We start from the raw sequence: 21094 nt of genomic DNA on the forward strand, positions 1-21094 counted from the left end.
TGGCCCCTCCCCGTCGCGCCAATGCTAACCGCCCCGGCGGCTGCTCAGCTGAGGTCGATCAGTACCGGCGCATGGTCGCTGGGTGCGGTGGTGCCCTTCTTGGGGCGGCGTTCATCCTTCACGATCTCGGCGTTCGTGACCCGCGAGGCGAGGCCGGGGGAGCCGAGGATGAAGTCGATGCGCATGCCGCGGCGTTTCTGGAAAGCCAGCTGGGTGTAATCCCAGTAGGTGTAGATCCCGGGACCTGGTGTGAAAGACCGCACCACATCGGTGAATTGGGCGTCGTTCATGGCCTGGAAGGCCGCGCGCTCGGGCTCGGACACGTGCGTGCTGCCGTCGAAGGCGGCCATGTCCCAGACGTCCTCATCCTGGGGGGCGATGTTCCAGTCGCCGACCAGCGCGATGGGCTGCTCCGGATCCGCTTGCAGCCAGCCGGCGGCGGTATCCCGCAGCGCGGCAAGCCAATCCAGCTTGTAGGCGTAGTGCGGATCGGCCAGCGTACGACCGTTGGGCACATACATGCTCCACACCCGCACCCCGCCGCAGGTCGCTCCCAGTGCGCGAGCCTCGGCCGTGGCCTCCTCCTCGGGTTTGCTGCTCCACGCCGGCTGTCCCGGGAACCCGATCTCGATGTCGTCGAGGCCGACCCGGGAGGCGATGGCCACGCCGTTCCACTGGCTGAGCCCGATGTGTGCGACTTCGTAGCCGAGCGCCGCGAACGGCATCATCGGGAACTGTGCGTCGGTGCACTTGGTTTCCTGCATGGCCAGCACGTCGACGTCGGCGCGCTCCAGCCAGTCGACCACGCGGTCCACTCGGGTTCGGATCGAATTGACGTTCCAGGTGGCCAGGCGCATGAGGTTAGAGGTTACGGTCAGCGCGAACCGAGGATGTCCTCGGCCGCGACATAGCGGGTTTGGTGATGCAGCCGGAATCCCAGTGCGGTGTACAGCGCGATGGCCGGGTGGTTGTCCACCTCCACCTGGACGTAGGCCCGCCGGGCACCTGCCTCGGCGCCCCAGCCCAACAGCGCTTCACACACCGCCCGGGCATGGCCCTGCCTGCGATGGGCGGGGGAGACGCGCACCGACGAGATGCCCAGCCAGGCCGTGCCGTCCGGAGCGCTCGTCACCGCGCCGCGACCGACCGCGCAGTCGGGCACCGTCGCGAAGATCAGCTCTCCGTCGATCACGGCGGTCAGCACGTCGCCGGGGACCTCGCGTTCATAGATCCGCAGCCACTGTGCGTCCAGTAGCTGTGCCAGCGTGACACCCGACGCCGGGGGCTGTGCACCCGGCAACTCGCGCACCATGACCCGTGCCGGCTTGATGCCGGGGGTGCGTATCGGCAGTAGCCGCTCCGGCAGGGCCAGCCAGGCCGGCAGGTCACGCTCGCGGTACCAGTCGCGCACCGCGGACAGATCGGCGATCTGCGCCGACACGCCCAGTGGGATCGCCGAATTGGCGCGGCTGGTGACACCGCGCCCGGCACGCAGCAGCCAACCGCCCAGCCATTGCTGTTCGACGCCGGGCCAGGCCAGCGCCGCCGCGTGTTCGAGCGCGCGGATTTCGGAGGCCCGCACCGGTGCGTGCGACAACTCACGCACGCTCACGATGTCGGCAGGAGAGACTTCGACGAGCTCGCCGTCCTTGGTGCGGATCAGCACCGTCGGCTCCAGGCGCTCCACATGGCCGATGACGTCGGTCAGTGGCTTGGCCGACCCGGCGGGCAGCTGGTAACGCAGGCTGACCCGGGACCCGAGCGCGGGCAATGCCGGCATCAGTGACCGAACGGGTCGGGAACCTCGCCGGGCATCCAGGACAGGCCGGGTACACCCCATCCGTTGCGCTTGACGGACTTCTTGGCCGCCCTCGCGTAGCGGCCCACCAGACGGTCGATGTAGAGAAATCCGTCGAGGTGTCCGGTCTCGTGCTGGAGCATCCGGGCAAACAAGTCGGTGCCCTCGAGAGTGACCGGTGAACCGTCGGCGTCCAGCCCGGTGACCCGCGCCCAGTCGGCCCGGCCGGTCGGGAAATTCTCGCCCGGCACCGACAGGCAGCCTTCCTCGTCATCGTCGGGGTCGGGCATCGTCTCGGGAACCTCGGACGTCTCCAGCACCGGGTTGATGACGACCCCGCGGCGGCGCGTGACTTGGCCCCGCGTCGGGGCACAGTCATAGACGAACAACCGCTTGGCCACGCCGATCTGGTTGGCGGCCAAGCCAACCCCGTTCGCAGCGTCCATGGTGTCGAACATGGTCTGGATGAGTTCGGGCAGGTCCGCGGGCAGCGAACCGTCCGGGCCGACCGGCACCGGCTCGGTCGGCGTGTGCAGAACGGGATCCCCGACGATGCAAATTGGTACGACAGCCACCGGGGAATCTTAGGCGGAAGTCCTTCCGGAGCCGACTCGCGGGTTTATGTGTCACCCAGACCCAGCAAGCCGTGGTTGAATAATCGCCGAACCACAGCGATGTTATTTCTCACGTGTCGGAAGGGTCCAGGGAGCAATATGGACGGCGCCATGGCGCGGACTGAGCAATCCGGGGACGACTCTGATCTGAGCGATGGGCTCACCCGGCGCGAGCACGATATTTTGGCCTTCGAACGCCAATGGTGGAAGTACGCCGGAAGCAAGGAAGACGCGATCAAAGAGCTCTTCTCGATGTCGGCTACGCGGTACTACCAGGTGCTGAACGCGTTGGTGGACCGTCCCGAGGCGCTGGCTGCCGACCCGATGCTGGTCAAGCGGCTGCGGCGGATGCGGGCCAGCCGTCAGAAGGCGCGGGCTGCGCGGCGGCTCGGCTTCGATATCAGCACCTAAAAGGTCACGGGGTGAGGGATCGGGCGGTTCGCTCGATACAGTGGTGGCGATGAATCAGCGAGACTCCTCCGGGTTGCCCCTGCGTGCCATGGTGATGGTGCTGTTGTTCCTCGGGGTCGTGTTCCTGCTGGTCGGTTTCCAGGCGATCGGCTCAGGCGACGACTCTTCGGATCAGTCGTCGTCCGTGGCCACGACCACCGCGACGACCACGACGAAGACCTCGGCAAAGGCCGCACCCGCACCAGAGGTCAAGGCCGACGTGCGCGTGTACAACATCTCCGAAGTCCCCGGTGCGGCCGAGACCACGGCCAACCGGCTGCGCGAGGCGCACTGGAATGTCACCGAGACCGGCAACCTGGCGTTGGAAGGTGTTGCCGGCACCACGGTGTTCTTCGGTGAGACTCCGGGTGAGAAGGAAGCCGCCGACGCCGTGGGCAAGGCGATCCAGGCGCCCGTCGAACCCCGGCGCCCAGAACTTCTGGAGCAACCACCGGGCGTGATCGTGGTAGTCACCGGCTAGGCTTTGGGCCATGCTGAAGCCCGTCAGTGTTGCCATACTGTTCGCTGCCCCCGTTGTCGCGCTGAGCGCCTGCAGTCCGCCCGGACAGGTGCCGTCCGACACGCCCGGCACCACCCCGGCGATCTGGACCGGATCGCCGTCGCCCTCGGCCGCTCCCGGTGAGCAGGGCGGCGGGCACGGTGCACCGGCCACCAGCGGCGGAGAGACCCTCACCGCGGATCTCAAGACCGCCGACGGGACTGCCGTGGCAACCGCCGAATTCCAGTTCGCCGACGGTTTCGCCACCGTCACCGTCGAGACCACCACTCCGGGCAAGCTGGCTCCGGGATTCCATGGTCTGCACATCCACTCGGTCGGCAAGTGTGAGGCCAACTCGGTGGCCCCGACCGGCGGCGCGCCCGGCGACTTCAACTCCGCCGGGGGCCACTTTCAGGTGCCCGGTCACTCCGGTCACCCCTCCAGCGGTGACCTGAGCTCGTTGCAGATCCGCGCCGACGGCTCGGGCAAGCTGGTGACCACCACCGACGCGTTCACCGCCGAGGATCTGCTGGCCGGCTCGAAGACCGCCATCATGATCCATGAGAAGTCGGACAACTTCGCCAACATCCCGCCGGAGAAGTACCAGCAGGTGATCGGCGGCGCACCCGGCCCCGACCCCGCGACCTTGGCCACCGGCGATGCCGGCAGTCGAGTGGCATGCGGTGTTATCGGCGCCGGCTGACAGCCGTATCGATTTCGCCGGGTCGCCCCGGCCCACTGTCGGCGTCGAATGGGAGTTCGCTCTCGTCGACGCCGACAGTCGTGATCTGAGCAACGGCGCCGCCGAGGTGATCGCCGAGGTCGGCGAGAGCCCACACGTGCACAAGGAGTTGCTGCGCAACACCATCGAGATCGTCACCGGGATCTGTGAGAACACCGGTGAGGCGATGGACGACCTGCGCGGCACGCTCGGTCCCGTGCGCAAGATCGTGCACGACCGCGGCATGGAGCTGTTCTGCGCGGGTACCCATCCGTTTGCGAAATGGTCCGCGCAACAGCTCACCGACGCGCCGCGGTACGCCGAGCTGATCAAACGCACCCAATGGTGGGGCCGCCAGATGCTGATCTGGGGTGTGCACGTGCACGTCGGGATCTCCTCGGCGCACAAGGTCATGCCGATCATCTCGTCGCTGCTCAACCAGTACCCGCATCTGTTGGCGCTGTCGGCATCCTCACCGTTCTGGGACGGTGAGGACACCGGGTACGCGAGCAACCGGGCGATGATGTTCCAGCAGTTGCCCACTGCCGGCCTGCCGTTCCAATTCCAGACCTGGCCGGAGTTCGAGGGTTTCGTCCACGATCAGAAGAAGACCGGCATCATCGATCATCTCAACGAGATTCGTTGGGACATCAGGCCGTCGCCGCACCTCGGCACCGTCGAGGTGCGGATCTTCGACGGGGTGTCCAACGTCCGTGAGCTCGGTGCGCTCGTCGCGCTGACCCACTGCCTGATCGTCGATCTGGACCGCAGGCTCGATGCGGGCGAGCAGTTGCCGACCATGCCGCCCTGGCATGTGCAGGAGAACAAATGGCGTGCGGCCCGCTACGGACTGGACGCCGTGATCATCCTGGACGCGGACAGCAACGAGCGGCTGGTCACCGAAGATCTCGACGAATTGCTGAATCACCTTGAGCCGGTGGCAAAGTCACTGGGATGCTCGGACGAGCTCGCCTCTGTCACCGACATCTACCGCGGCGGCGCCTCGTATCAACGGCAGCGCCGGGTGGCCGAGGAGAGCGACGGCGACCTCCGCGAAGTCGTCGACGCCCTGGTCGGCGAACTCCAACTGTGAGGATGAGCGCTATGCGACTGCGGATCATGGCGGGGATTGTGGTGGCGGGCTTCGCCCTCTCGGGTTGCAGCACCGTCACCGCCGGAACGCCGATGGGTGATCCCGATCAGACCGGGATCTCCACCACGACGACCACCAGACCCCGGCCCAGCTACACGGCGGCGCCCTCGGCCCCGGCCTTCCCGTCCCCCAGGACCGGTGGCGGGACCAGTGGCGGGGCCAGCACCCCGCCACCCAACGGGATGTCGACCACCTGCCGGGAGTACGCGTCGATGGACGAGGCCACCCAGCTCGGCATGGTCGAGTTGCTGGCGAAGAACGGCTACGCGGGCATGCAGAAGAATCCGTTCCTGTGGACCTCGTTCATCGGAGCCATGTGCGTGCTGGCCGATCGGAATTCGACCGTGGTAGAGGCGATCAACAAAAAGGTGCCTGGCTGACATCTCTGGGATGAATTGCCTTGTAGTGCACTGCGATATAGGGCCAGGCCTGCATCGCGGTGACACCGTCCAGGCCTCGGATGCGCTCGTCGAGCACGTCGAGCAGATCTTCACCGCGGGCGGTCACCACCTCGGCCACGACATCCCAACGACCGGCGGTCAGCGCCACGTACGACACAGTTTCCACGCGGGTCAGCGCCTCGGCCACCTTCTGGGCGCCGGCCCGTCCGTCGGTACGGATCGCCACCCAGCTGCTGTGGCGGTAGCCGAGCCGCAACGGATTGGCGATGCACATCACCCGGGCTGCGCCCGTCTCGACCATCCGGTTGTACCGGACCCGGATGGTGGTCTCGGACAGGCCCAGCGCGGAAGCGAAGTCGCGGAAGGCCGCGCGGCCGTCGACGGCGAGGCGCGTCAGGATCGCGCGGTCGATGTCGTCGAGCGGGCGCGGCCGCACCGCGCCGTCGGCGAGCACGCCGGACAGCCGGGCCTGCTGATAGTGCAGCCGCAGGTAAGGGAGCAGTTCGACCGAACGCACCCCGGGCAGCGTCGCGATCTTGCCGAAGGCGACATCATGAAGTTCACGGGCGTCGGTGCAGACCAATTCCAGCACCACCCCGTACGGGCCCGTCGTGGCCGTCACGTAATCGGCTTCGCCCAACAAGGCGAGCTCGGCGGCGAGCTCGACCGGTGTGCGGGATCCGTCGACGGTCAGCAGAGCCAGGCCCAGCGAGCCGAACCCCAGCACCGCCGGATCGGTGATGGCGGCGATGGTCATGTAGCCCTCATCCAACAGTCGCGAAACACGGCGGCGCGCAGCCTTTTCCGTGATGCCGGCGCGACGGGCCAGCTCCGCGTAGGGAATACGGCCATCGGCCTGCAGCAATTCGATCAGTTGGCGGTCGACCGCGTCGAGGTCGGTGTAGCCCGGGTCGGACAGCAGCGTGCGGGCTGCCTCAAGCTCCGCTGACGGTGGCATCATCCGAGGTTACCGGCTGATGCGCATTGACCAACCAAAGGGCGAGGACGATCCTGGCCTCATGACGGTCTCACCGATGTTTCCTCTCGAAGTGGCCATGCTGCCCGGCCAGGAACTGCCGCTGCGGATTTTCGAACCGCGCTACGTGGCGATGGTGGGCGACTGTTTGGCCATGTCGGAGCCGTCGTTCGGGGTGGTGCTGATCTCGGCCGGCCGCGAGGTGGGCGGCGGTGACCGCCGGTGCGACGTCGGGGCGCGGGCCTTGATCGTGGACTGCCAGGAATTCGGTGTCGGCAAGTACCGGCTGCTGTGCGTGATGAGTGATCGAATCCGGGTGCAGCGCTGGCTCGACGACGATCCGTATCCACGCGCCGAGATCGAACTCTGGCCCGACGAACCCGGCGGCCAGGCGGATGCCGCCCGCATCAGCGACGTCGAAGACCGGATGGTGGCACTGCTCGACCGGATCGGGGAGGCTCGCGGCACGTCGATCCGCAGCCGCGAGATCGTGGAGTCGGCCGGCGTCGATCCGGAGAACCGCTTGTACGCCTTGGCCAGTCGGTTACCCATGGGACAGGCCGACCGTTATTCACTGCTGGCGGCGCCGTCGGAAGCGGCCCGGCTCGAGGTGCTCAGCGAGGCCGTGGACACCGTTACCGCGATGGTCGAGTTCCAGCTTTCGCAGTAGCGAGCGGACAATTGGTCACGAGATGAGAGTGTTGATCGTCGACGATGAACCCGGGCTCACCAAGACGCTGAGCCTGGGGTTGCGGGCCGAGGGCTGCGTGGTTGTGGTGGCGGACAACGGTGTGGACGGGGCGCACCTGGCCGTGGAGGACGACTTCGATGTGATCCTGCTCGACATCATGCTCCCGGGCATGAGCGGCTACGAGGTGCTGCGGCGGATCCGGGCGCAGCAGGTGTGGACTCCGGTGCTGATGCTGACGGCCAAAGACGGTGAATTCGACGAGACCGACGCGTTCGATCTGGGAGCCGATGACTACCTCACCAAACCGTTCAAGTTCAATGTGCTGGCGGCCAGGATGCGGGCACTGCAGCGCCGGGGCGCACCTCAGCGGCCGGCCGTCATCACCGCGGGATCGCTGTCGCTCGATCCGGCCCGCAAGACCGTCGCCCGCGGCGATGTTCCAATTGACCTGACGCCCAAGGAATTCTGCCTGCTGCAGTACCTGATGCGGAACAAGGACACGGTGGTGACCAAGGCTGACATCCTGCGGAACGTATGGGATGCCCACTACGTGGGGCCACACAACGTCGTCGAAGTCTATGTGCGATACGTTCGCCTCAAGATCGATGCACCGTTCGGTACCAACAGCATTCACACTGTGCGGGGAGTCGGCTACCGGCTCGAATCGGAAGAGAGCCGAGGCAGTTGAACACGGACGACGGTGCCGCCTCCGGCCCGGTCGTCCACAGTGACCGTACCGCCATGTGCGGCAACGATTTCAGAAACGATCGCCAAGCCGAGTCCCGTCCCGCCGCCATTGCGGGAACGATCGGAGTCCAGCCGGACGAACCGGGCGAACACCCGCAGGCGGTCGGCCTCTGGGATGCCCGGCCCGTCGTCGGCGACAGTCAGCATGACGGTGCTGTCCACCTGGTGCAGGTCGATGTCGATGCATGAACGCGCATGACGCGCGGCGTTGTCGGTCAGATTTCGCAGCACTCGTGAGAGAGCCTGGGTGTCACCTGACATCCGGGCTTCACCAACGTCGGTGTGCACGGTCAGGTGGGTTCCGCGCCGTAACCGGTCGGCCTCGGCCTGGATGACCGGCCGGAGGTCCAGCTCTTCCAGGCGGAGTTTCAGACCGCGCTCATCGGCTCGGGCCAGCAGCAACAGATCATCGATCAGCGACTGCATCCGCTGAGCCTCGGGCATCAGTGTGGTTTCGAGCAGGTCCTGGTCGAGCAACCCGGGGTGTACCTGGGCGACATCCAGCGCGGAGATGATCGTGGTCAACGGGCTGCGCAGCTCATGGGAAGCATCCCCGACGAACTGGCGCTGCGCGTTGTGGCCGGTTTCCAGGCGGGCCAGCATGGCATTCATCGTGTCGGCGAGCGCGGCGATCTCATCGTGGCTGTCGGGTCGAGGCACACGCTCGGCAAGGTCCGATGTGCTGATCTCGGCGACCCGGGCGCGGATCGCGTCGACCGATCGCAGAGACCGCTTCACCAGCAGGTAGGTGACCATCGCCACGACGGCGATGACCAGCGGCGCTGATCCGCACAACAGCAGCGCGACGGTCTGGACCGTGGATTCGGCGAGTTCACTGCTGCCGGCAACCAAGATCGTGTACCGCCCGTGGGGCGTATCGACCGTCCGGCCGATGATCCTGAGATCGTCGTTGGGAACCGAATTGCCGGCCAGCCGGGTCGGCTTGGCGCCGACGGCGGTCACCGGCACCAGCGGCGTGCTCGGTGCGTCGGTGGAACTGAGGACGACGGTGTTGTCGTTGGCGATTATCTGGATCGCGACAACCCGCTGATCGGTATCGAGCAGGGAGCTGTCGAAGGCGGCGGGGGACTCGGCCCTGAGTGCGGTGGTGATGTCATGCAGCTGCGTCGCCGCAGCCTCGTCGATCCCCGAGATCAGGTAGCGGTACAGCAGCACCGTCAGGCCCGCGCCCGCGACCACGAGCGCCATCAGCACCACCGTGGCCGCGACGAGGGCCGACCGGGTCGCGATACCCCACTGTCGTGGCCACGGCCGGATCCGCAGCCGCTGACGGCCTGTACCCGAAGCCGACGTCATCTCGACAGTCTGAGCTGCACCGCGTCCTCTCCGATCTCCGGGGTGTCGTCGGCCGGCCTCGCCAGGAAAGCCCAGCCGAGCAGTACGGCCGCCGAACCCAGCAGAAACCCGCCGCTGACATCGGCGAGCCAGTGCACGCCAAGGTAGAGCCGTGTCGCCGCGACCACGAGCGTCGCGAAAGCGCCGCACACGAGTAACCCGACTGTGTGCCCACTACGTGCGCCGACGACAACCGCGAGGATGCCGAGGAGTGCCGCCGTTCCGGTGACGTGTCCGGAGGGGAACGAATGGTCGGTCTCGGCCAGCAGTTGAACTGCGGACGGCGGCCGGTTGGACCTCACCACTGCTTTGCCCAAGGTGCTTGCCACCGATGCGAGCCCAACGGTGGCCACCACCACGATCGCGGGTCGGGCCAGGCGCGTCCGGAACCAGATCAGCGCCGCGGCACCGACCGCGATCAGCGCGACAGCGGCGGGACTACCCAGATCGGTGATCACCGCGGCAACGCTGGTCAGCCATGCATTGCGCTGCGTAACGACCCAGTCGAGGACACGATGGTCTACTGCGGTGCCGGAGTGGGACGACCAGGAGATGAACCCCAATCCGACGAATCCGCTGAGCAGAACAACCGCCATCTGGACCTGCCAGGTCACGCGCCGCATCGCATTCACCGTCCCACGGTGCCCAGGCGTTGCTGAGGCGGCGCTGAGAAGCACGGTGATCACGATCTTTATCAGCGTTTTCTCATCGACGACCTGTCACTCTGTGGCATCGCTGCGGTGATCACGCCGCGGACCGTACGAGGAGATGTTCGATGCCCCCGCTACAGAAGCCGTATCACCGGATGAAGTTGTTGGCCGCCGTCACCGGGATAGGTGCCATGGCGCTGCTCGGCGCGGTAACCGTCATCGACGGCGCCAAGACGGGTACAACTGACTCCGCCTTGCAGTTCAGCAGTACCACGACCGTGACCACCCCGCCGACCGCACCGGAGACTCCATTCGCCTCCCCGAAGGTGAAGGCTCCGCACAAGTAGCGCCGTCGGGGGCTAACTCCGGAACGAAGGCCTCGATGTCGAGCCGGTCGAGCGCACGGCCGTCGATCAGCTCGATGCGGTCCTCCGGGTGTCGAATCTCCGTCATCCAGAATAGGTTTCGGCCAGGATGCCCTCGACGAACTCCGTGGCCATGGTGCCCTCGGTGGTATCGGCGGGCAGGGTGCGGTGGTAGCGCGCCATCAGGTCGTCGGCCGGCAGGGCCGCCACGTCCCAGCAGTGTTCGCTGAGCCAATCGGGGACGTGGGCGCGATCCTCGATGAACCACAGCTGCTCCGGATCCGGCATGTCGTCGCCGGCCTCGGCGGCCTCGGCACGCATCTTCTCGATGAGCTCACGGCGGCGGGCCAGCTGATCTTCGGAGAAGAACCCGGCGCTGAACGACTCGACCGCGATCCGGCTGTCCCGTGCCGACAGTTCGGTGATGCGCTCGAACAGCAGGTCCTGCGCTTCGGCCGGCAGGTAGGGGAGCAAGCCTTCGACGGACCACGCCGTCGGCTCGGTGGCGTCGAAACCCGCATCCCGCAATGCCTTCGGCCAATCCTGGCGCAGGTCGACCCCGACGGCGACATGCCGGGCCTTGGGCGCAGCCCGGTGCGCCGCCAGGACTTCCTCCTTGAACTGCAGCACCTGCGGTTGGTCGATCTCGAACACCACGCTGTCGTGGACCCAGGGCAACCGCCAGGCTCGGGCATCCAGGCCGGCCGCCAGGATCACCGACTGGCGGATACCCGACGCGCCCGCGGCGAGGAAGAACTCGTCGAACCATTTGGTCCGGGACGCGGCGTAATTGCCGATGGCGCGAATCCGCTGGGCCATCGCGCCGGTGGGCGGGCGCCAGCCCCGTGCGGCCGCGGCGTCGAGAAACATCCGCGCATACGGGTCGGTGAACAACGGAGATTCAGCGGCGGTCTCGTCGGCTCGGGCCATCGCCACCCCGAGCGCGGTGGCACCCACGCTCTCGGTGATGTCCCAGCTGTCGTCGTTAGTTCTGGCCATCACTGTCAGTCTCCCCGAACTCCGCCATCTCGTCGCGGGTCAGCAGATTCTCCCGGTTGCGCTGCTCCCGGTAGGCCAGTTGCCCGACGCGGTTGGCGATCACCGGGGCGGTGATCAGCGTGAACAAACCGGTGAGGATCAACATGCCGACATCGGCGTGGCCCCGGAGCCGGATCGCCGCACCGGCCAGCACCAAGAGCAGCCCGAGCACCTGGGGCTTGGTCGCCGAATGCATCCGCGACATGGTGTCGCCGAACCGCACGATGCCGATCGCGGCGGTCAAGGCCAGCGTCGACCCGGCCAGGATCAGGACGGCGGTGACGATGTCGAGGATGTTCATGGCACCCACTTCCGCCGCGGTTCATCGGTATCGGGCACGCGGAACCGCGCCACGCTCACCGAACCGACGAAGCTGATCAACGCCAGCGCCGTCAAGCTGTAGGTCACCGTGGTGTCAAGGCTGTACGCCGCCCAGGTCCCGATACCGCACAGCGTGACGGCCACCAGGGTGTCCAACGCGACCAGCCGATCCAGGGTGCTCGGCCCCGCCAAAAGGCGAAACATCGTGATCGCCGCGGCGGCCGTCAACATGACCGCGGCGATCGTCCACACGGTTGTCATGCGCCCTCCTTGTTGGCCGCAGGGCGCCAGTCCGACTCGCGCTCGAAAGCCGCCACCAAAAGCCGCTGCAGGGTGGTGATCTGGCTGTGGAACCGGTTGATCGCCTTGTCGGAACCCACGTCGACGACGTGTACATAGATCAGCCGCCGGGTCTGATCGATCTCCAGCACGATGGTTCCCGGGGTCAGGTTGATGATGTTGACCCCGAGGGCCAGGACCAGATCCGACTTGATCGCCAGATGCGCCCGTAACACGGCGTTGAGCGGCAGCGGCCCCGGTCTGACCGCCAACCAGGCCATCTGGAACGACGACATCACCAGCCAAACGGCGACCTGAATGACCAACCGCAGCAGCGACAACAGATGTACCCGCCCCTCCACCGGGACGGCGGGCAGCGGCAGCAACACCGTGATCACCACGGCGACCGCCAGGCCCGACACGATGTTGGCCGCAGAGATGCTGCCCCACAGCAGCACCCACACGAGCATCAGCCAGCACAAGATCCAGGCTCGTAGCAGCAGCCACCTCATCGCCCATCACCCCCGAGCACCGCCGAGATGTACTGTCCACGGTCCAGCACTTCGGCCGCGGCGCGCTCGCTGTAGGAGAAGATCGGCCCGGCCGCCACGGTCAGCGCCAGCCCAACCGCGATCAAAGCGCCTGTCGGAGCCAACATTCCCATCGGCATGCGGCCCACGCTGTCGCGATCGGCGAACTCGATGTCCTCGATGTCGTCGAGCAGCACCGCCGGTGCCGCCCCGGCCAGGTGCCCTTCGGGTGCGTCGGCACGGGCTCGCCAGAACGCCTTCGTCCACACCCGCGCCACCACGTAGAGCGTCAGCAGGCTCGTCACCACGCTGCCGGCCACCAGGATCCAGGCCAGTGGCGAACCGTTCGCGGCGCCCGCCTCGAGCAGCGCCACCTTGCCGATGAAGCCCGAGAACGGCGGGATGCCACCGAGGTTCAGCGCGGGCACCACGAACACGAACGCCAGCACCGGGCTGGCCGCGGCCAGCCCGCCCAGCCGTTGCAACGTCGACGCCCCGGCCTGCCGTTCGATCAGTCCGACGACCAGGAACAGCGTCGTCTGCACGACGATGTGGTGGGCCACGTAGTAGATCGCGCCGGACATGCCGAGCTGGTTGGCCAGTGCGACACCGAACACCATGTAGCCGATGTGGCTGACGAGGGTGAAGGACAACAGCCGTTTGATGTCGCTCTGGGCGATCGCACCGAGGATGCCGATGATCATGGTGAGCAGGCCCGCCACCAGCAGCACATTGTCCAGCGCCCCGCCCGGGAACAGCAGCGAATGGGCCCGGATGATCGCGTACACACCGACCTTCGTCAGCAAGCCGGCGAACACCGCGGTGACCGGCGCGGGCGCGGTGGGGTAGGAGTCGGGCAGCCACGTCGACAGCGGGAAGACCGCGGCCTTGATGCCGAACGCCACCAGCAGCACCGCGAACAACGCGGTGCGGGTGCCCGACGGGATGTCGTCGAGGCGTAACGCCAGCTCGGCCATGTTCAGCGTCCCGGTCGCCGCGTACACCAGCGCGATGCCGATCAGGAAGATCAGCGACGACACCATCGACACCAGCACGTAGGAGATGCCGGCACGGACACGGTCCTCGCTGGCGCCGATGGTCAGCAGGACGAAGCTCGCGGCCAGCAGCACCTCGAAGCCGACGAACAGATTGAACAGATCACCCGCCAGGAACGCGGTGCACACACCGGCCGACAGCACGAGATAGGTGGGCAGGAAGATCGACACCGGCTGGCGTTCGTCGCCGTCGCGGATACCCTGCCCGATGGCGTACGCGACCACCGCCAACAGCACGATGGCCGACACCACGAGCATCAGCGCCGAAAGCCGGTCCACCACCAGGGTGATGCCCAACGGCCCCATGCCCGGCACGCTCTGACCCCACCCGCCGACGTGCAGGACCAGGGTGCCGTCCCGGTCGGCCAGGTACACCAGCGCTGCACACACCGCGACCACCGCCGTGAGTGCGAATTGGGTGATGAAGCGTTGCAACTGGGGACGGCGCCCGGCCACGAGCGTCGCCGCCGCGGCGAGCGCCGGGATCAGCACCGGCAACGGGATCAGAGCCTGGGCGTTCACTTCGACCCCTCGAATCCCGGCAGCGCATCGAGTTCGTCGGGCGCGTCGGTGTCGCGGTTGGGGTCGGGTTGCGGAATCTCTTCTTCTTCCTCGGTGCCGGACTGCTGCGACACTCGCGTGTCTTCGGGATCGTTGCTGACCTCTTCGACCGTGGTGAGGCGATACGAGCGGTAGGCCAGTGCCAGTACGAATGCCGCGAGCCCCATGCTGATCACGATCGCGGTGAGGATCATGCCCTGGGCCAGCGGATCAGCGTCGGTGGTGGCGCCGTTGCTGGTGCGCCCGCGGATCGGTGGATTGCCCGACTTGCCGCCGACAGTCAGGATCAACAGGTTGACCGCATTGCCGATCAGCAACAGCCCCAACAACATCCGGGTCAGGTTGCGTTCGAGCAGCAGGTACACGCCGGTGCTGGTGAGCCCGCCGATGATGATCAGCGGGACCAGGAATGTCGTCATCGGGCCATCTCCGCATCCACGCGGGCGCCGAGGCTGCGCAAGATGTCGAGCACCAAACCGACAACGATGAGATACACCCCCAGATCGAAGAACAACGCGGTCACCATCTTGACCGAACCCAGCACCGGCACGTCGAACTGCAGGACAGCCGAGGACAATGCGGGCGCGCCCAACAAGATTGAGGCGACCGCCGTTCCCGCCGAGAGGCCGAGCCCGGTGCCGAGGATCTTGCCCGCGTCCAGCGGCAGCGTCTCGCCGAGCTCGTAGCGGCCACCGGCCAGGTACCGCAGCACGAGCGCGAGGCCAGCGGTCAACCCGCCGGCGAAGCCACCGCCGGGAGTGTTGTGGCCGGCGAAGAAGAAGTACGCCGAGAGCACCATGATGAGCGGGAAGATGACGCGCGTCGCCACCTCCAGCACCAGAGAGCGGTGTCGAGGATCGCGCAGTTCGCTGCCGCGCAGCCAGGTGACATCTCCGACGGCCGGGCTGTACGCCCCGATGGGGCCGATGTCGGGCTGCCCGACGGCGGTGCTGACGCGCGGCGCGGCACCGAAGCGCCGGTGCCGGAACACCAGCGACGCCACACCCGTCGCGGCCACCAGCAACACCATCACCTCGCCCAGGGTGTCCCAGGCACGGATGTCGACCAGCAGCACGTTGACCGCATTGGCGCCGTGCCCGCGGTAGTAGGCGGCATCGGGGATCAGCTCGGCGATGCCCACACCGTTGCGCGCGGCCATCGCGAACACCGCGAGCGTCGTGACCGCGGCACCCACCGCCAGCGCCAGCGCGGCCCGCGGCAGCCGGTGACGGTTGATGTTGGTGGCGTCGGCCTCGGCGGGCAGGACCCGCAGGACCAGCACGAAGATCACCAAAACCAGTGTCTCGACCAGGAATTGGGTCAACGCCAAATCGGGTGCACCGTGGAAGGCGAAGATCGCGCCGCAGCCGTAGCCGGTCACACCGACCAGCAGCACCGCGGCCAGTCGGTTGCGCATCACCGTCGCGCCGATCGCGGCGGCCAGCATCAACAACCCGATCACCACCTGCAGCGGGGAATCCCACAGCGCGAAATTCGGGCGGTCCCTCGCGCCCAGCGCCAGCATCACGATGGGCAGCACCACCAGCGTCGACAAGATCACCGACTGGGTGGCCGGCAGTGAGCCTCGCTGGGTCTCGCCGGTCAGCCGCACCGAGGTGATATCCAGGCCGCGGATCACCGCGTCGTACATGCGGTCGGCGTTGCCCAGCGGCCGATAGGCAAACCGGGTGCGGGGCAACCGGTTCCGGCCGAAGAACACCACGGTGCCGACGGCGAGTACGACGGCCGAGAGCAGCAGCGGCAGGCCGAACCCGTGCCACAGTGCCAGGTGGTAGCCCGAGCCGCCGGGCATGGTGTTGGCGTATTCGTCGAGCACCGCGTCCATCCCGGCGGGCCACAGTCCGAAGACCAGGCCCCCGGCGGCGAGGATCGCCGGTGCGGTCAGGAAAGTGATTGAAGGACGGTGCATTTCGGCAACTCGGGTGCTGGGCTGCGATCGCCCCTTGGCAGCGAACGCGCCCCACATGAAGCGCAGGCTGTAGATGGTGGTGAACACCGAGCCCACCACGATGCCGGTCAGCACCCAGGGAGCCGCGGAGCCGAGCGCCGGGCTGTGCAGCACGGTCTCCAGGTCGGCCTCCTTGGCGACGAACCCGAAGAACGGCGGCAGCGCGGCCATGCTCGCGGTGGCGCATGCGGCAATGATCAGCAGCGGCCGGTTCTGGCGCCCCAAGCCCGCGAGGCGCCGGATGTCGCGGGTGCCGGTGGTGTGGTCGATGACGCCGACCACCATGAACAACGCGGCTTTGAACATCGCGTGCGCACACAGCATCGCCAGCCCGGCCAGCATCATGTCGCTGCCGCCGGCGCCCACCATCACGGTGATCAGGCCCAGCTGGCTGACGGTGCCGAACGCCAGGATCAATTTGAGGTCGTACTCGCGTACCGCGCGCCAGCCGGCCAGCAGCATGGTCGCCAGCCCGAGGCCCACCACCATGGGCCGCCACAGCGGAGTATCGGCAAACCCCGGCGTCATCCGCGCCACCAGATAGACACCGGCCTTGACCATCGCCGCGGCGTGCAGATACGCGCTGACGGGGGTGGGCGCGGCCATCGCGCCGGGCAGCCAGAAGTGCATCGGCACGATCGCCGATTTGGACAGCGCGCCGACCAGGATCAGCGCCACCCCGATCGCGGCCGCGGTGCCGCCCGGCGGAGTCGCGATCAACTCCGACAGCAGATAGGTGCCGGCCAGATTGCCCAGCACGATGATGCCGACCAGCATCGCCAGGCCGCCGAACGTGGTGACCAGCAGCGCCTGGGTGGCCGCCCGCCGGCTGGTGGCCCGCTCGGCGTAGTGGCCGACCAACAGGAAGGACAGGACCGTGGTGGTTTCCCAGAAGATGTAGAGAACCAGCATGTTGTCGCTGACCACCAGGCCGAACATGGACCCGGAGAAGGCGACGAGCTCGGCCGCGAAGCTGGGCAGCCGCTTCTCGATCTTCCCGTCGTGGTGGTGGAAGTACTCGCCGCAGTAGAAGAGGACGAGAGCCCCGATGGCCAGCACCAGCACGCTCATGATGGCCGCCAGCGAGTCGAATCGCAGCGTGATGTCCATCGACAACTCGTGCACCCACGGGATGCTCACGGTCGGGACGCGGTCGTCGCTCGGCCAGTTCAGGCCGACCCAGACCAGGGAGCCGAGCGGCACCAAGGCCAACGGGTAGAACGCTCGCCGGCCCCATTTGGCCACCAGAAGTGGCGCCAGCGCGGTGGCAACCGCGTGGGCGAGCAGAACGGCGAGCATGGCACTCCGATCGGGTTGGGGTCGGGGTGTCAGCCTTATGGCTAGGGCTTTGGGTTAACACGCAGTCTACGTGGCGGGTCATCGCTAGCATCGGCTGATGGCCCCTGGCGAGGTCGTGGTGGTCGGCGCCGGTCCGACCGGATTGATGCTGGCGTGCGAGCTCGCGCTCGGTGGCGCACCGGTCACCGTGCTGGAGGAACGCACCTCGACGCCGAACATCACCCGGGCGTTCGCCGTGCATGCGCGGACCCTGGAACTGCTCGACGGCCGCGGGCTCGTCGATGAGTTGCTGAGCCGCGGAGTCGAGGTGCACGAGGTGGCGCCGCCCGGCGGAGCCACGCTGAATCTGCGGGAACTGCCGACCCGGTTCGGAATGGTGTTGATCGTTCCCCAGAGCGGCACCGAGCACGTGCTGGAGGGCAGGGCCGCCGAACTGGGCGTGCAGGTGCGCCGCGGTGCCGAGGTGGTGGGACTGCGACAGGACGGCGACGGTGTCACCGTCGAGCTGGCAAACGGGGAGAGCCTCGGCGCCGAGTACGTCGTCGGCTGCGACGGGGCCCACAGCGCGGTGCGACGACTGGTCGGGATCGACTTCGTCGGCAAACAGTACGAGACCCACATCCTGCTGGCCGACGTCCGGCTCGCCTCGCCGCCCGAGGAGACCTTGTTCGCCCGGACCGGGACCGAGGGTGTGGTGTTGTTCGTCCCGTTCGGCGACGGCTGGTTCCGCGCCATCGCGTGGGACCGGCTGCGGGAACAGGCGCCGCTGGACGAACCGGTGGCGCTCGACGAGATGCGCGACGCGTTCAACCGCATCGCCGGCGACGACTTCGGCATGAGCGATATGCGGTGGAGTTCGCGGTTCCTCAGCGAGCGGCGCCAGGCCCGGCACTACCGCTCGGGCCGGGTGTTTCTGGCCGGCGACGCCGCACATGTGCATTCCCCGCTGGGCGGGCAGGGCATGAACACCGGACTCGGCGATGCGTTCAACCTGGGCTGGAAGATTGCGTTGGCGGTGCACGGGCGGGCGCCGTCGTGGCTGTTGGACAGTTACGAACGTGAGCGCCATCCGGTCGGCGCAGGCGTGCTTCGGTTGACCGATGCGTTCAACCAGATCGTGCTGAGTTCGGCGGCGTCGCGGCGGCTGCGGGTGCTCGTGTTGGGGACGGTGTTGCGCATACCTCCCGCTCGACACTTCGTGGCCGAACGGCTCAGCGGCATCGGTATCGCCTATCCACGGTCGAAGGACGAGGACTGGTTGGTCGGACGCCGGATGGCCGATGTGGACTGCGGCGGAACCCGGCTCTACGAGCTGCTTCGCGCCGGCAAGTTCGTGCTCGTCACGGCTGAGGCGGTCGACGTCGCCGGTTGTGATGTGGTGCAGGCGATCGACAACCGCCCCGATCTTCCCGATGCGGTGCTGGTCCGGCCCGACGGCTATGTGGCCTGGGCCAGTGAGCGGTTGCCGCGTGCGGCGGAGGTGCGTACGGCGATCGCGCACTGGATGTCCGCTGCCGGGTAGGCACCTCACGGGTTGGGCTGGCGCCGAGACTGTACTCAGGGACAGAAATCGGCATGATCTTGTCCCTCAGTACAGCCTCGGGGTTGTGTCGGTACCGCGTGCCAACATTCCGCCATGGGTGGGGTGTTGATCGGCAGTGAGGCGTTGGCCAAACAACTCGTCACGCGCAACGAGCTTCGACACCACTACCAGAGGCTGTTTCCGGACGTATATGCACGAGGGGAACCGACGCTGCGCGACCGGACAATTGGTGCGTGGCTGTGGTCGGGCCGTCGGGCAGTTATTGCCGGCGTCGCCGCGTCGGCGCTGCACGGGGCGTCGTACGTGGACGCCGATATCCCCATCGAGCTCGTCTGGAACAACACCCGGCCGCCGGCGGGTTTGGTCGTGCGCAACGAGACCCTTGCCGACGACGAGATCAAACGGGTCGTGGGCCTGCCGGTCACCACGCCGGCGCGCACCGTCTTCGACCTGGGCCGTCATTTCCCTCGCGACGAGGCCGTCGCACGGATCGATGCACTGGCCTGGACCCTGCGGGTTACCGTCGACGACGTCACCCCGCTCATCGAGCGCTATCCAAGCGTCCGGGGGATTCGAGCGTTGAAAGCCGCGCTGCCACTGGTCGACCGGGGTGCCGATTCGCCGCGGGAAACATGGCTGCGCCTGCAACTGACTGACGCCGGAATGCCGCCCGACGAAACCCAGATCATGGTGATCGAGGGACGGGGCCGCATCGTCGCGATCTTGGACATGGGCTGGGAACAGTTCAAAGTCGGCGTCAACTACGACGGCAAGTTCCATCAGTCTGATCGCAAACGCTATGTGCAGGACCAGAAGACGTTGCGCAAGCTGGAGGCCATGGGGTGGATCGTTATCCGCGTGATCGCCGAGGACAACATCGCGGACGTCGTCGCCCGAGTCGAACGAGCACTGCGAAGCCGCGGCTGGCATCGAGACTGTAATGAGGGACAAAAGTCGGCCTGATTTTGTCCCTGACTACAGCCTCGGTGAAATCGCACCTCAGAAGTACCGCAGCCAGACGTATCCCCAGGCCAGGGCGGTACTGAGCGCGGTGACCGAGGCTGCCGACGGGTACGAGGCCCTGACCGCTCTGGACGCGACGCCGGTCGACCTGGCGATCCTTGACATCGCGATGCCGCGGATGACCGGGTTGCAGGCTGCCCGTGAGATCAACCGAACGCATTCGCACGTGCGGATTCTGATCCTGTCGATGTACGACAACGAACAGTACTTTTTCGAGGCACTCAAGGCCGGGGCGTCCGGGTATGTGCTGAAGTCCGTGGCCGACCGCGACCTGTTGGAGGCCTGCCGGGCGACCATGCGCGGGGAGCCGTTCCTGTACGCCGGTGCGGTGACGGCGCTGATCCGCGACTATCTGCACCGGTCACGCCAGGGCGGCGAGTTGCCCGAAACCATCCTGACGCCACGGGAGGAGGGGTGCTCAAGTTGATCGCCGAGGGCTATTCGACCCGGGAGATCGCCGCGACGCTGACCATCAGCGCCAAGACAGTGGATCGGCACCGAACCAACATCCTGGCCAAACTCGGCCTCCGGGACCGGCTGGCGCTGACGCGCTATGCGATCCGTGCCGGGCTCATCGAACCGTGAGCCCAGATCGGAATGGCGTGTGACACAACGCCGATGCCCCAACCCATGATCGGCCAGACCGGCCAGAAGTACCAGCCACCACCGCCGAGTCCGACGGCCAGCCAGATGCCGAGCATCAGGAGGGAGCCGGCGAGGTAGGCGGCCAGGTGGATTCCGACGCTCATCCGGGCGGCCCGCTGTTGGGCGGCGCGGCGTCGGGGGTCGTGACGCCGCAGGCGGCTGACGGGTAGGTCGGCGACGAGCGCGCGCAGTTCATGGGTGGTCTGCGCCTGGAAGGTCGACTGCAGCCGATCCTCGTACTCGGGCATGGTCAGGTAGCCCTGGGTGAGGGCCTGGCCGAGGTCGTTGGCGGTCCGTTCACGCTCCCGGTCGCCGGCTCGGGCGGTGTCAACGGTGTGTAGGGCGGTGTCGGCCATCTCAACTCCCGTGGATCTAGTCAGTGACAAGTTGAACTATCCCACCGGAACTTG

At 67.1% G+C, this 21094-nt stretch carries 24 protein-coding genes and 1 pseudogene; 11 read left to right on the plus strand and 14 right to left on the minus strand.

Annotation, left to right across the window (positions count from 1 at the left end):
* Positions 1 to 44: 44 nt before the first annotated feature.
* The 3 genes from ACZYZ7_RS10410 to ACZYZ7_RS10420 are packed head-to-tail and all read right to left on the minus strand — an operon-like array spanning position 45 to position 2373.
* Entirely contained in the window at positions 45 to 857 is an 813-nt protein-coding gene (locus ACZYZ7_RS10410; RefSeq protein ID WP_463740865.1) for an exodeoxyribonuclease III, read from the minus strand.
* A 17-nt stretch (positions 858 to 874) separates the two neighbouring features.
* Positions 875 to 1780, minus strand: coding sequence for an N-acetylglutamate synthase, CG3035 family (locus ACZYZ7_RS10415; RefSeq protein ID WP_463740866.1), 906 nt, complete (start codon positions 1778 to 1780; stop codon positions 875 to 877).
* Positions 1780 to 2373, minus strand: a complete 594-nt coding sequence (locus ACZYZ7_RS10420) for a peptide deformylase (protein ID WP_135452237.1) — start codon at positions 2371 to 2373, stop codon at positions 1780 to 1782. Before ACZYZ7_RS10420 ends, ACZYZ7_RS10415 begins: the two co-directional genes overlap by 1 nt.
* 138 nt (positions 2374 to 2511) lie before the next feature.
* On the opposite strand from ACZYZ7_RS10420, the gene ACZYZ7_RS10425 reads away from it, so the two are divergent.
* From ACZYZ7_RS10425 to ACZYZ7_RS10445, 5 genes are read left to right on the plus strand one after another with little or no spacing between them, the layout of a single operon-like run.
* The gene (locus tag ACZYZ7_RS10425; RefSeq protein ID WP_036442184.1) at positions 2512 to 2823 is read left to right on the plus strand and encodes a DUF3263 domain-containing protein; all 312 of its coding nucleotides are present in this window, start codon (positions 2512 to 2514) and stop codon (positions 2821 to 2823) included.
* A 49-nt stretch (positions 2824 to 2872) separates the two neighbouring features.
* On the plus strand, positions 2873 to 3343 hold the full coding sequence (locus tag ACZYZ7_RS10430) for a LytR C-terminal domain-containing protein (RefSeq protein ID WP_210115462.1): 471 nt from the start codon (positions 2873 to 2875) through the stop codon (positions 3341 to 3343).
* A gap of 10 nt (positions 3344 to 3353) precedes the next feature.
* Positions 3354 to 4064 (plus strand): superoxide dismutase[Cu-Zn], encoded by a 711-nt coding sequence (gene sodC / locus ACZYZ7_RS10435; RefSeq protein ID WP_135452242.1) that lies wholly within the window; start codon positions 3354 to 3356, stop codon positions 4062 to 4064.
* Complete coding sequence (locus ACZYZ7_RS10440) at positions 4021 to 5175, plus strand: glutamate--cysteine ligase (protein WP_463740867.1); 1155 nt, start codon at positions 4021 to 4023, stop codon at positions 5173 to 5175. Before sodC ends, ACZYZ7_RS10440 begins: the two co-directional genes overlap by 44 nt.
* 11 nt (positions 5176 to 5186) lie before the next feature.
* Positions 5187 to 5615 carry a hypothetical protein gene (locus tag ACZYZ7_RS10445; protein ID WP_463740868.1) on the plus strand — a complete coding sequence of 143 codons (429 nt, stop codon included), beginning with the start codon at positions 5187 to 5189 and terminating at the stop codon, positions 5613 to 5615.
* Here the strand turns inward: ACZYZ7_RS10445 and ACZYZ7_RS10450 are convergent.
* Positions 5593 to 6594 (minus strand): Lrp/AsnC family transcriptional regulator, encoded by a 1002-nt coding sequence (locus ACZYZ7_RS10450; protein WP_450072055.1) that lies wholly within the window; start codon positions 6592 to 6594, stop codon positions 5593 to 5595. The two genes, ACZYZ7_RS10445 and ACZYZ7_RS10450, sit on opposite strands and share 23 nt — an antisense overlap.
* A 61-nt stretch (positions 6595 to 6655) precedes the next feature.
* On the opposite strand from ACZYZ7_RS10450, the gene ACZYZ7_RS10455 reads away from it, so the two are divergent.
* Together ACZYZ7_RS10455 and ACZYZ7_RS10460 are read left to right on the plus strand one after the other, a co-directional pair.
* On the plus strand, positions 6656 to 7282 hold the full coding sequence (locus ACZYZ7_RS10455; RefSeq protein WP_135452249.1) for an LON peptidase substrate-binding domain-containing protein: 627 nt from the start codon (positions 6656 to 6658) through the stop codon (positions 7280 to 7282).
* Positions 7283 to 7304: 22 nt separating this feature from the next.
* Positions 7305 to 7991, plus strand: a complete 687-nt coding sequence (locus ACZYZ7_RS10460) for a response regulator transcription factor (RefSeq protein ID WP_463740869.1) — start codon at positions 7305 to 7307, stop codon at positions 7989 to 7991.
* On the opposite strand, the gene ACZYZ7_RS10465 is transcribed toward ACZYZ7_RS10460, so the two are convergent.
* Entirely contained in the window at positions 7955 to 9367 is a 1413-nt protein-coding gene (locus ACZYZ7_RS10465; RefSeq protein ID WP_450072053.1) for a sensor histidine kinase, read from the minus strand. The two genes, ACZYZ7_RS10460 and ACZYZ7_RS10465, sit on opposite strands and share 37 nt — an antisense overlap.
* The gene (locus ACZYZ7_RS10470) at positions 9364 to 10029 is read right to left on the minus strand and encodes a phosphatase PAP2 family protein (protein WP_463740870.1); all 666 of its coding nucleotides are present in this window, start codon (positions 10027 to 10029) and stop codon (positions 9364 to 9366) included. The genes ACZYZ7_RS10465 and ACZYZ7_RS10470 overlap by 4 nt, the downstream gene beginning before the upstream one ends.
* Positions 10030 to 10181: 152 nt before the next feature.
* Here ACZYZ7_RS10470 and ACZYZ7_RS10475 point away from each other — a divergent pair, with 152 nt between their 5' ends.
* Positions 10182 to 10403 carry a hypothetical protein gene (locus tag ACZYZ7_RS10475; protein WP_450072051.1) on the plus strand — a complete coding sequence of 74 codons (222 nt, stop codon included), beginning with the start codon at positions 10182 to 10184 and terminating at the stop codon, positions 10401 to 10403.
* A gap of 102 nt (positions 10404 to 10505) precedes the next feature.
* Here ACZYZ7_RS10475 and ACZYZ7_RS10480 read toward each other — a convergent pair whose 3' ends face one another.
* Genes ACZYZ7_RS10480 through ACZYZ7_RS10510 form a run of 7 tightly spaced genes read right to left on the minus strand, consistent with a single transcriptional unit; the run spans position 10506 to position 17473 of the window.
* Positions 10506 to 11420, minus strand: a complete 915-nt coding sequence (locus ACZYZ7_RS10480; protein WP_463740871.1) for an SAM-dependent methyltransferase — start codon at positions 11418 to 11420, stop codon at positions 10506 to 10508.
* Positions 11407 to 11760, minus strand: a complete 354-nt coding sequence (locus tag ACZYZ7_RS10485) for a monovalent cation/H(+) antiporter subunit G (RefSeq protein WP_135452259.1) — start codon at positions 11758 to 11760, stop codon at positions 11407 to 11409. Before ACZYZ7_RS10485 ends, ACZYZ7_RS10480 begins: the two co-directional genes overlap by 14 nt.
* Positions 11757 to 12041, minus strand: a complete 285-nt coding sequence (locus tag ACZYZ7_RS10490; RefSeq protein ID WP_036442168.1) for a monovalent cation/H+ antiporter complex subunit F — start codon at positions 12039 to 12041, stop codon at positions 11757 to 11759. The genes ACZYZ7_RS10485 and ACZYZ7_RS10490 overlap by 4 nt, the downstream gene beginning before the upstream one ends.
* Positions 12038 to 12571, minus strand: coding sequence for a Na+/H+ antiporter subunit E (locus ACZYZ7_RS10495; RefSeq protein WP_135452261.1), 534 nt, complete (start codon positions 12569 to 12571; stop codon positions 12038 to 12040). The genes ACZYZ7_RS10490 and ACZYZ7_RS10495 overlap by 4 nt, the downstream gene beginning before the upstream one ends.
* Positions 12568 to 14166 carry a Na+/H+ antiporter subunit D gene (locus ACZYZ7_RS10500; protein WP_135452263.1) on the minus strand — a complete coding sequence of 533 codons (1599 nt, stop codon included), beginning with the start codon at positions 14164 to 14166 and terminating at the stop codon, positions 12568 to 12570. Before ACZYZ7_RS10500 ends, ACZYZ7_RS10495 begins: the two co-directional genes overlap by 4 nt.
* Positions 14163 to 14624, minus strand: coding sequence for a Na(+)/H(+) antiporter subunit C (locus ACZYZ7_RS10505; RefSeq protein WP_135452265.1), 462 nt, complete (start codon positions 14622 to 14624; stop codon positions 14163 to 14165). Before ACZYZ7_RS10505 ends, ACZYZ7_RS10500 begins: the two co-directional genes overlap by 4 nt.
* Entirely contained in the window at positions 14621 to 17473 is a 2853-nt protein-coding gene (locus ACZYZ7_RS10510) for a Na+/H+ antiporter subunit A (RefSeq protein WP_463740872.1), read from the minus strand. Before ACZYZ7_RS10510 ends, ACZYZ7_RS10505 begins: the two co-directional genes overlap by 4 nt.
* Before the next feature lie 97 nt (positions 17474 to 17570).
* Between ACZYZ7_RS10510 and ACZYZ7_RS10515 the strand changes: the two genes are divergently transcribed.
* The 3 genes and pseudogenes from ACZYZ7_RS10515 to ACZYZ7_RS10525 form a co-directional block, all read left to right on the plus strand.
* On the plus strand, positions 17571 to 18995 hold the full coding sequence (locus ACZYZ7_RS10515) for an FAD-dependent monooxygenase (RefSeq protein ID WP_463740873.1): 1425 nt from the start codon (positions 17571 to 17573) through the stop codon (positions 18993 to 18995).
* Between the two features lie 114 nt (positions 18996 to 19109).
* Positions 19110 to 19979, plus strand: a complete 870-nt coding sequence (locus ACZYZ7_RS10520) for a hypothetical protein (RefSeq protein ID WP_450072046.1) — start codon at positions 19110 to 19112, stop codon at positions 19977 to 19979.
* Between the two features lie 79 nt (positions 19980 to 20058).
* Positions 20059 to 20624, plus strand: a pseudogene (locus ACZYZ7_RS10525) (response regulator); the annotation flags it as partial.
* Here ACZYZ7_RS10525 and ACZYZ7_RS10530 read toward each other — a convergent pair.
* Complete coding sequence (locus ACZYZ7_RS10530; protein WP_463740874.1) at positions 20591 to 21040, minus strand: DUF1707 domain-containing protein; 450 nt, start codon at positions 21038 to 21040, stop codon at positions 20591 to 20593. The pseudogene ACZYZ7_RS10525 and the gene ACZYZ7_RS10530 overlap by 34 nt on opposite strands.
* Positions 21041 to 21094: the final 54 nt, after the last annotated feature.

Source organism: Mycobacterium sp. IDUB_17 (assembly GCF_055419465.1).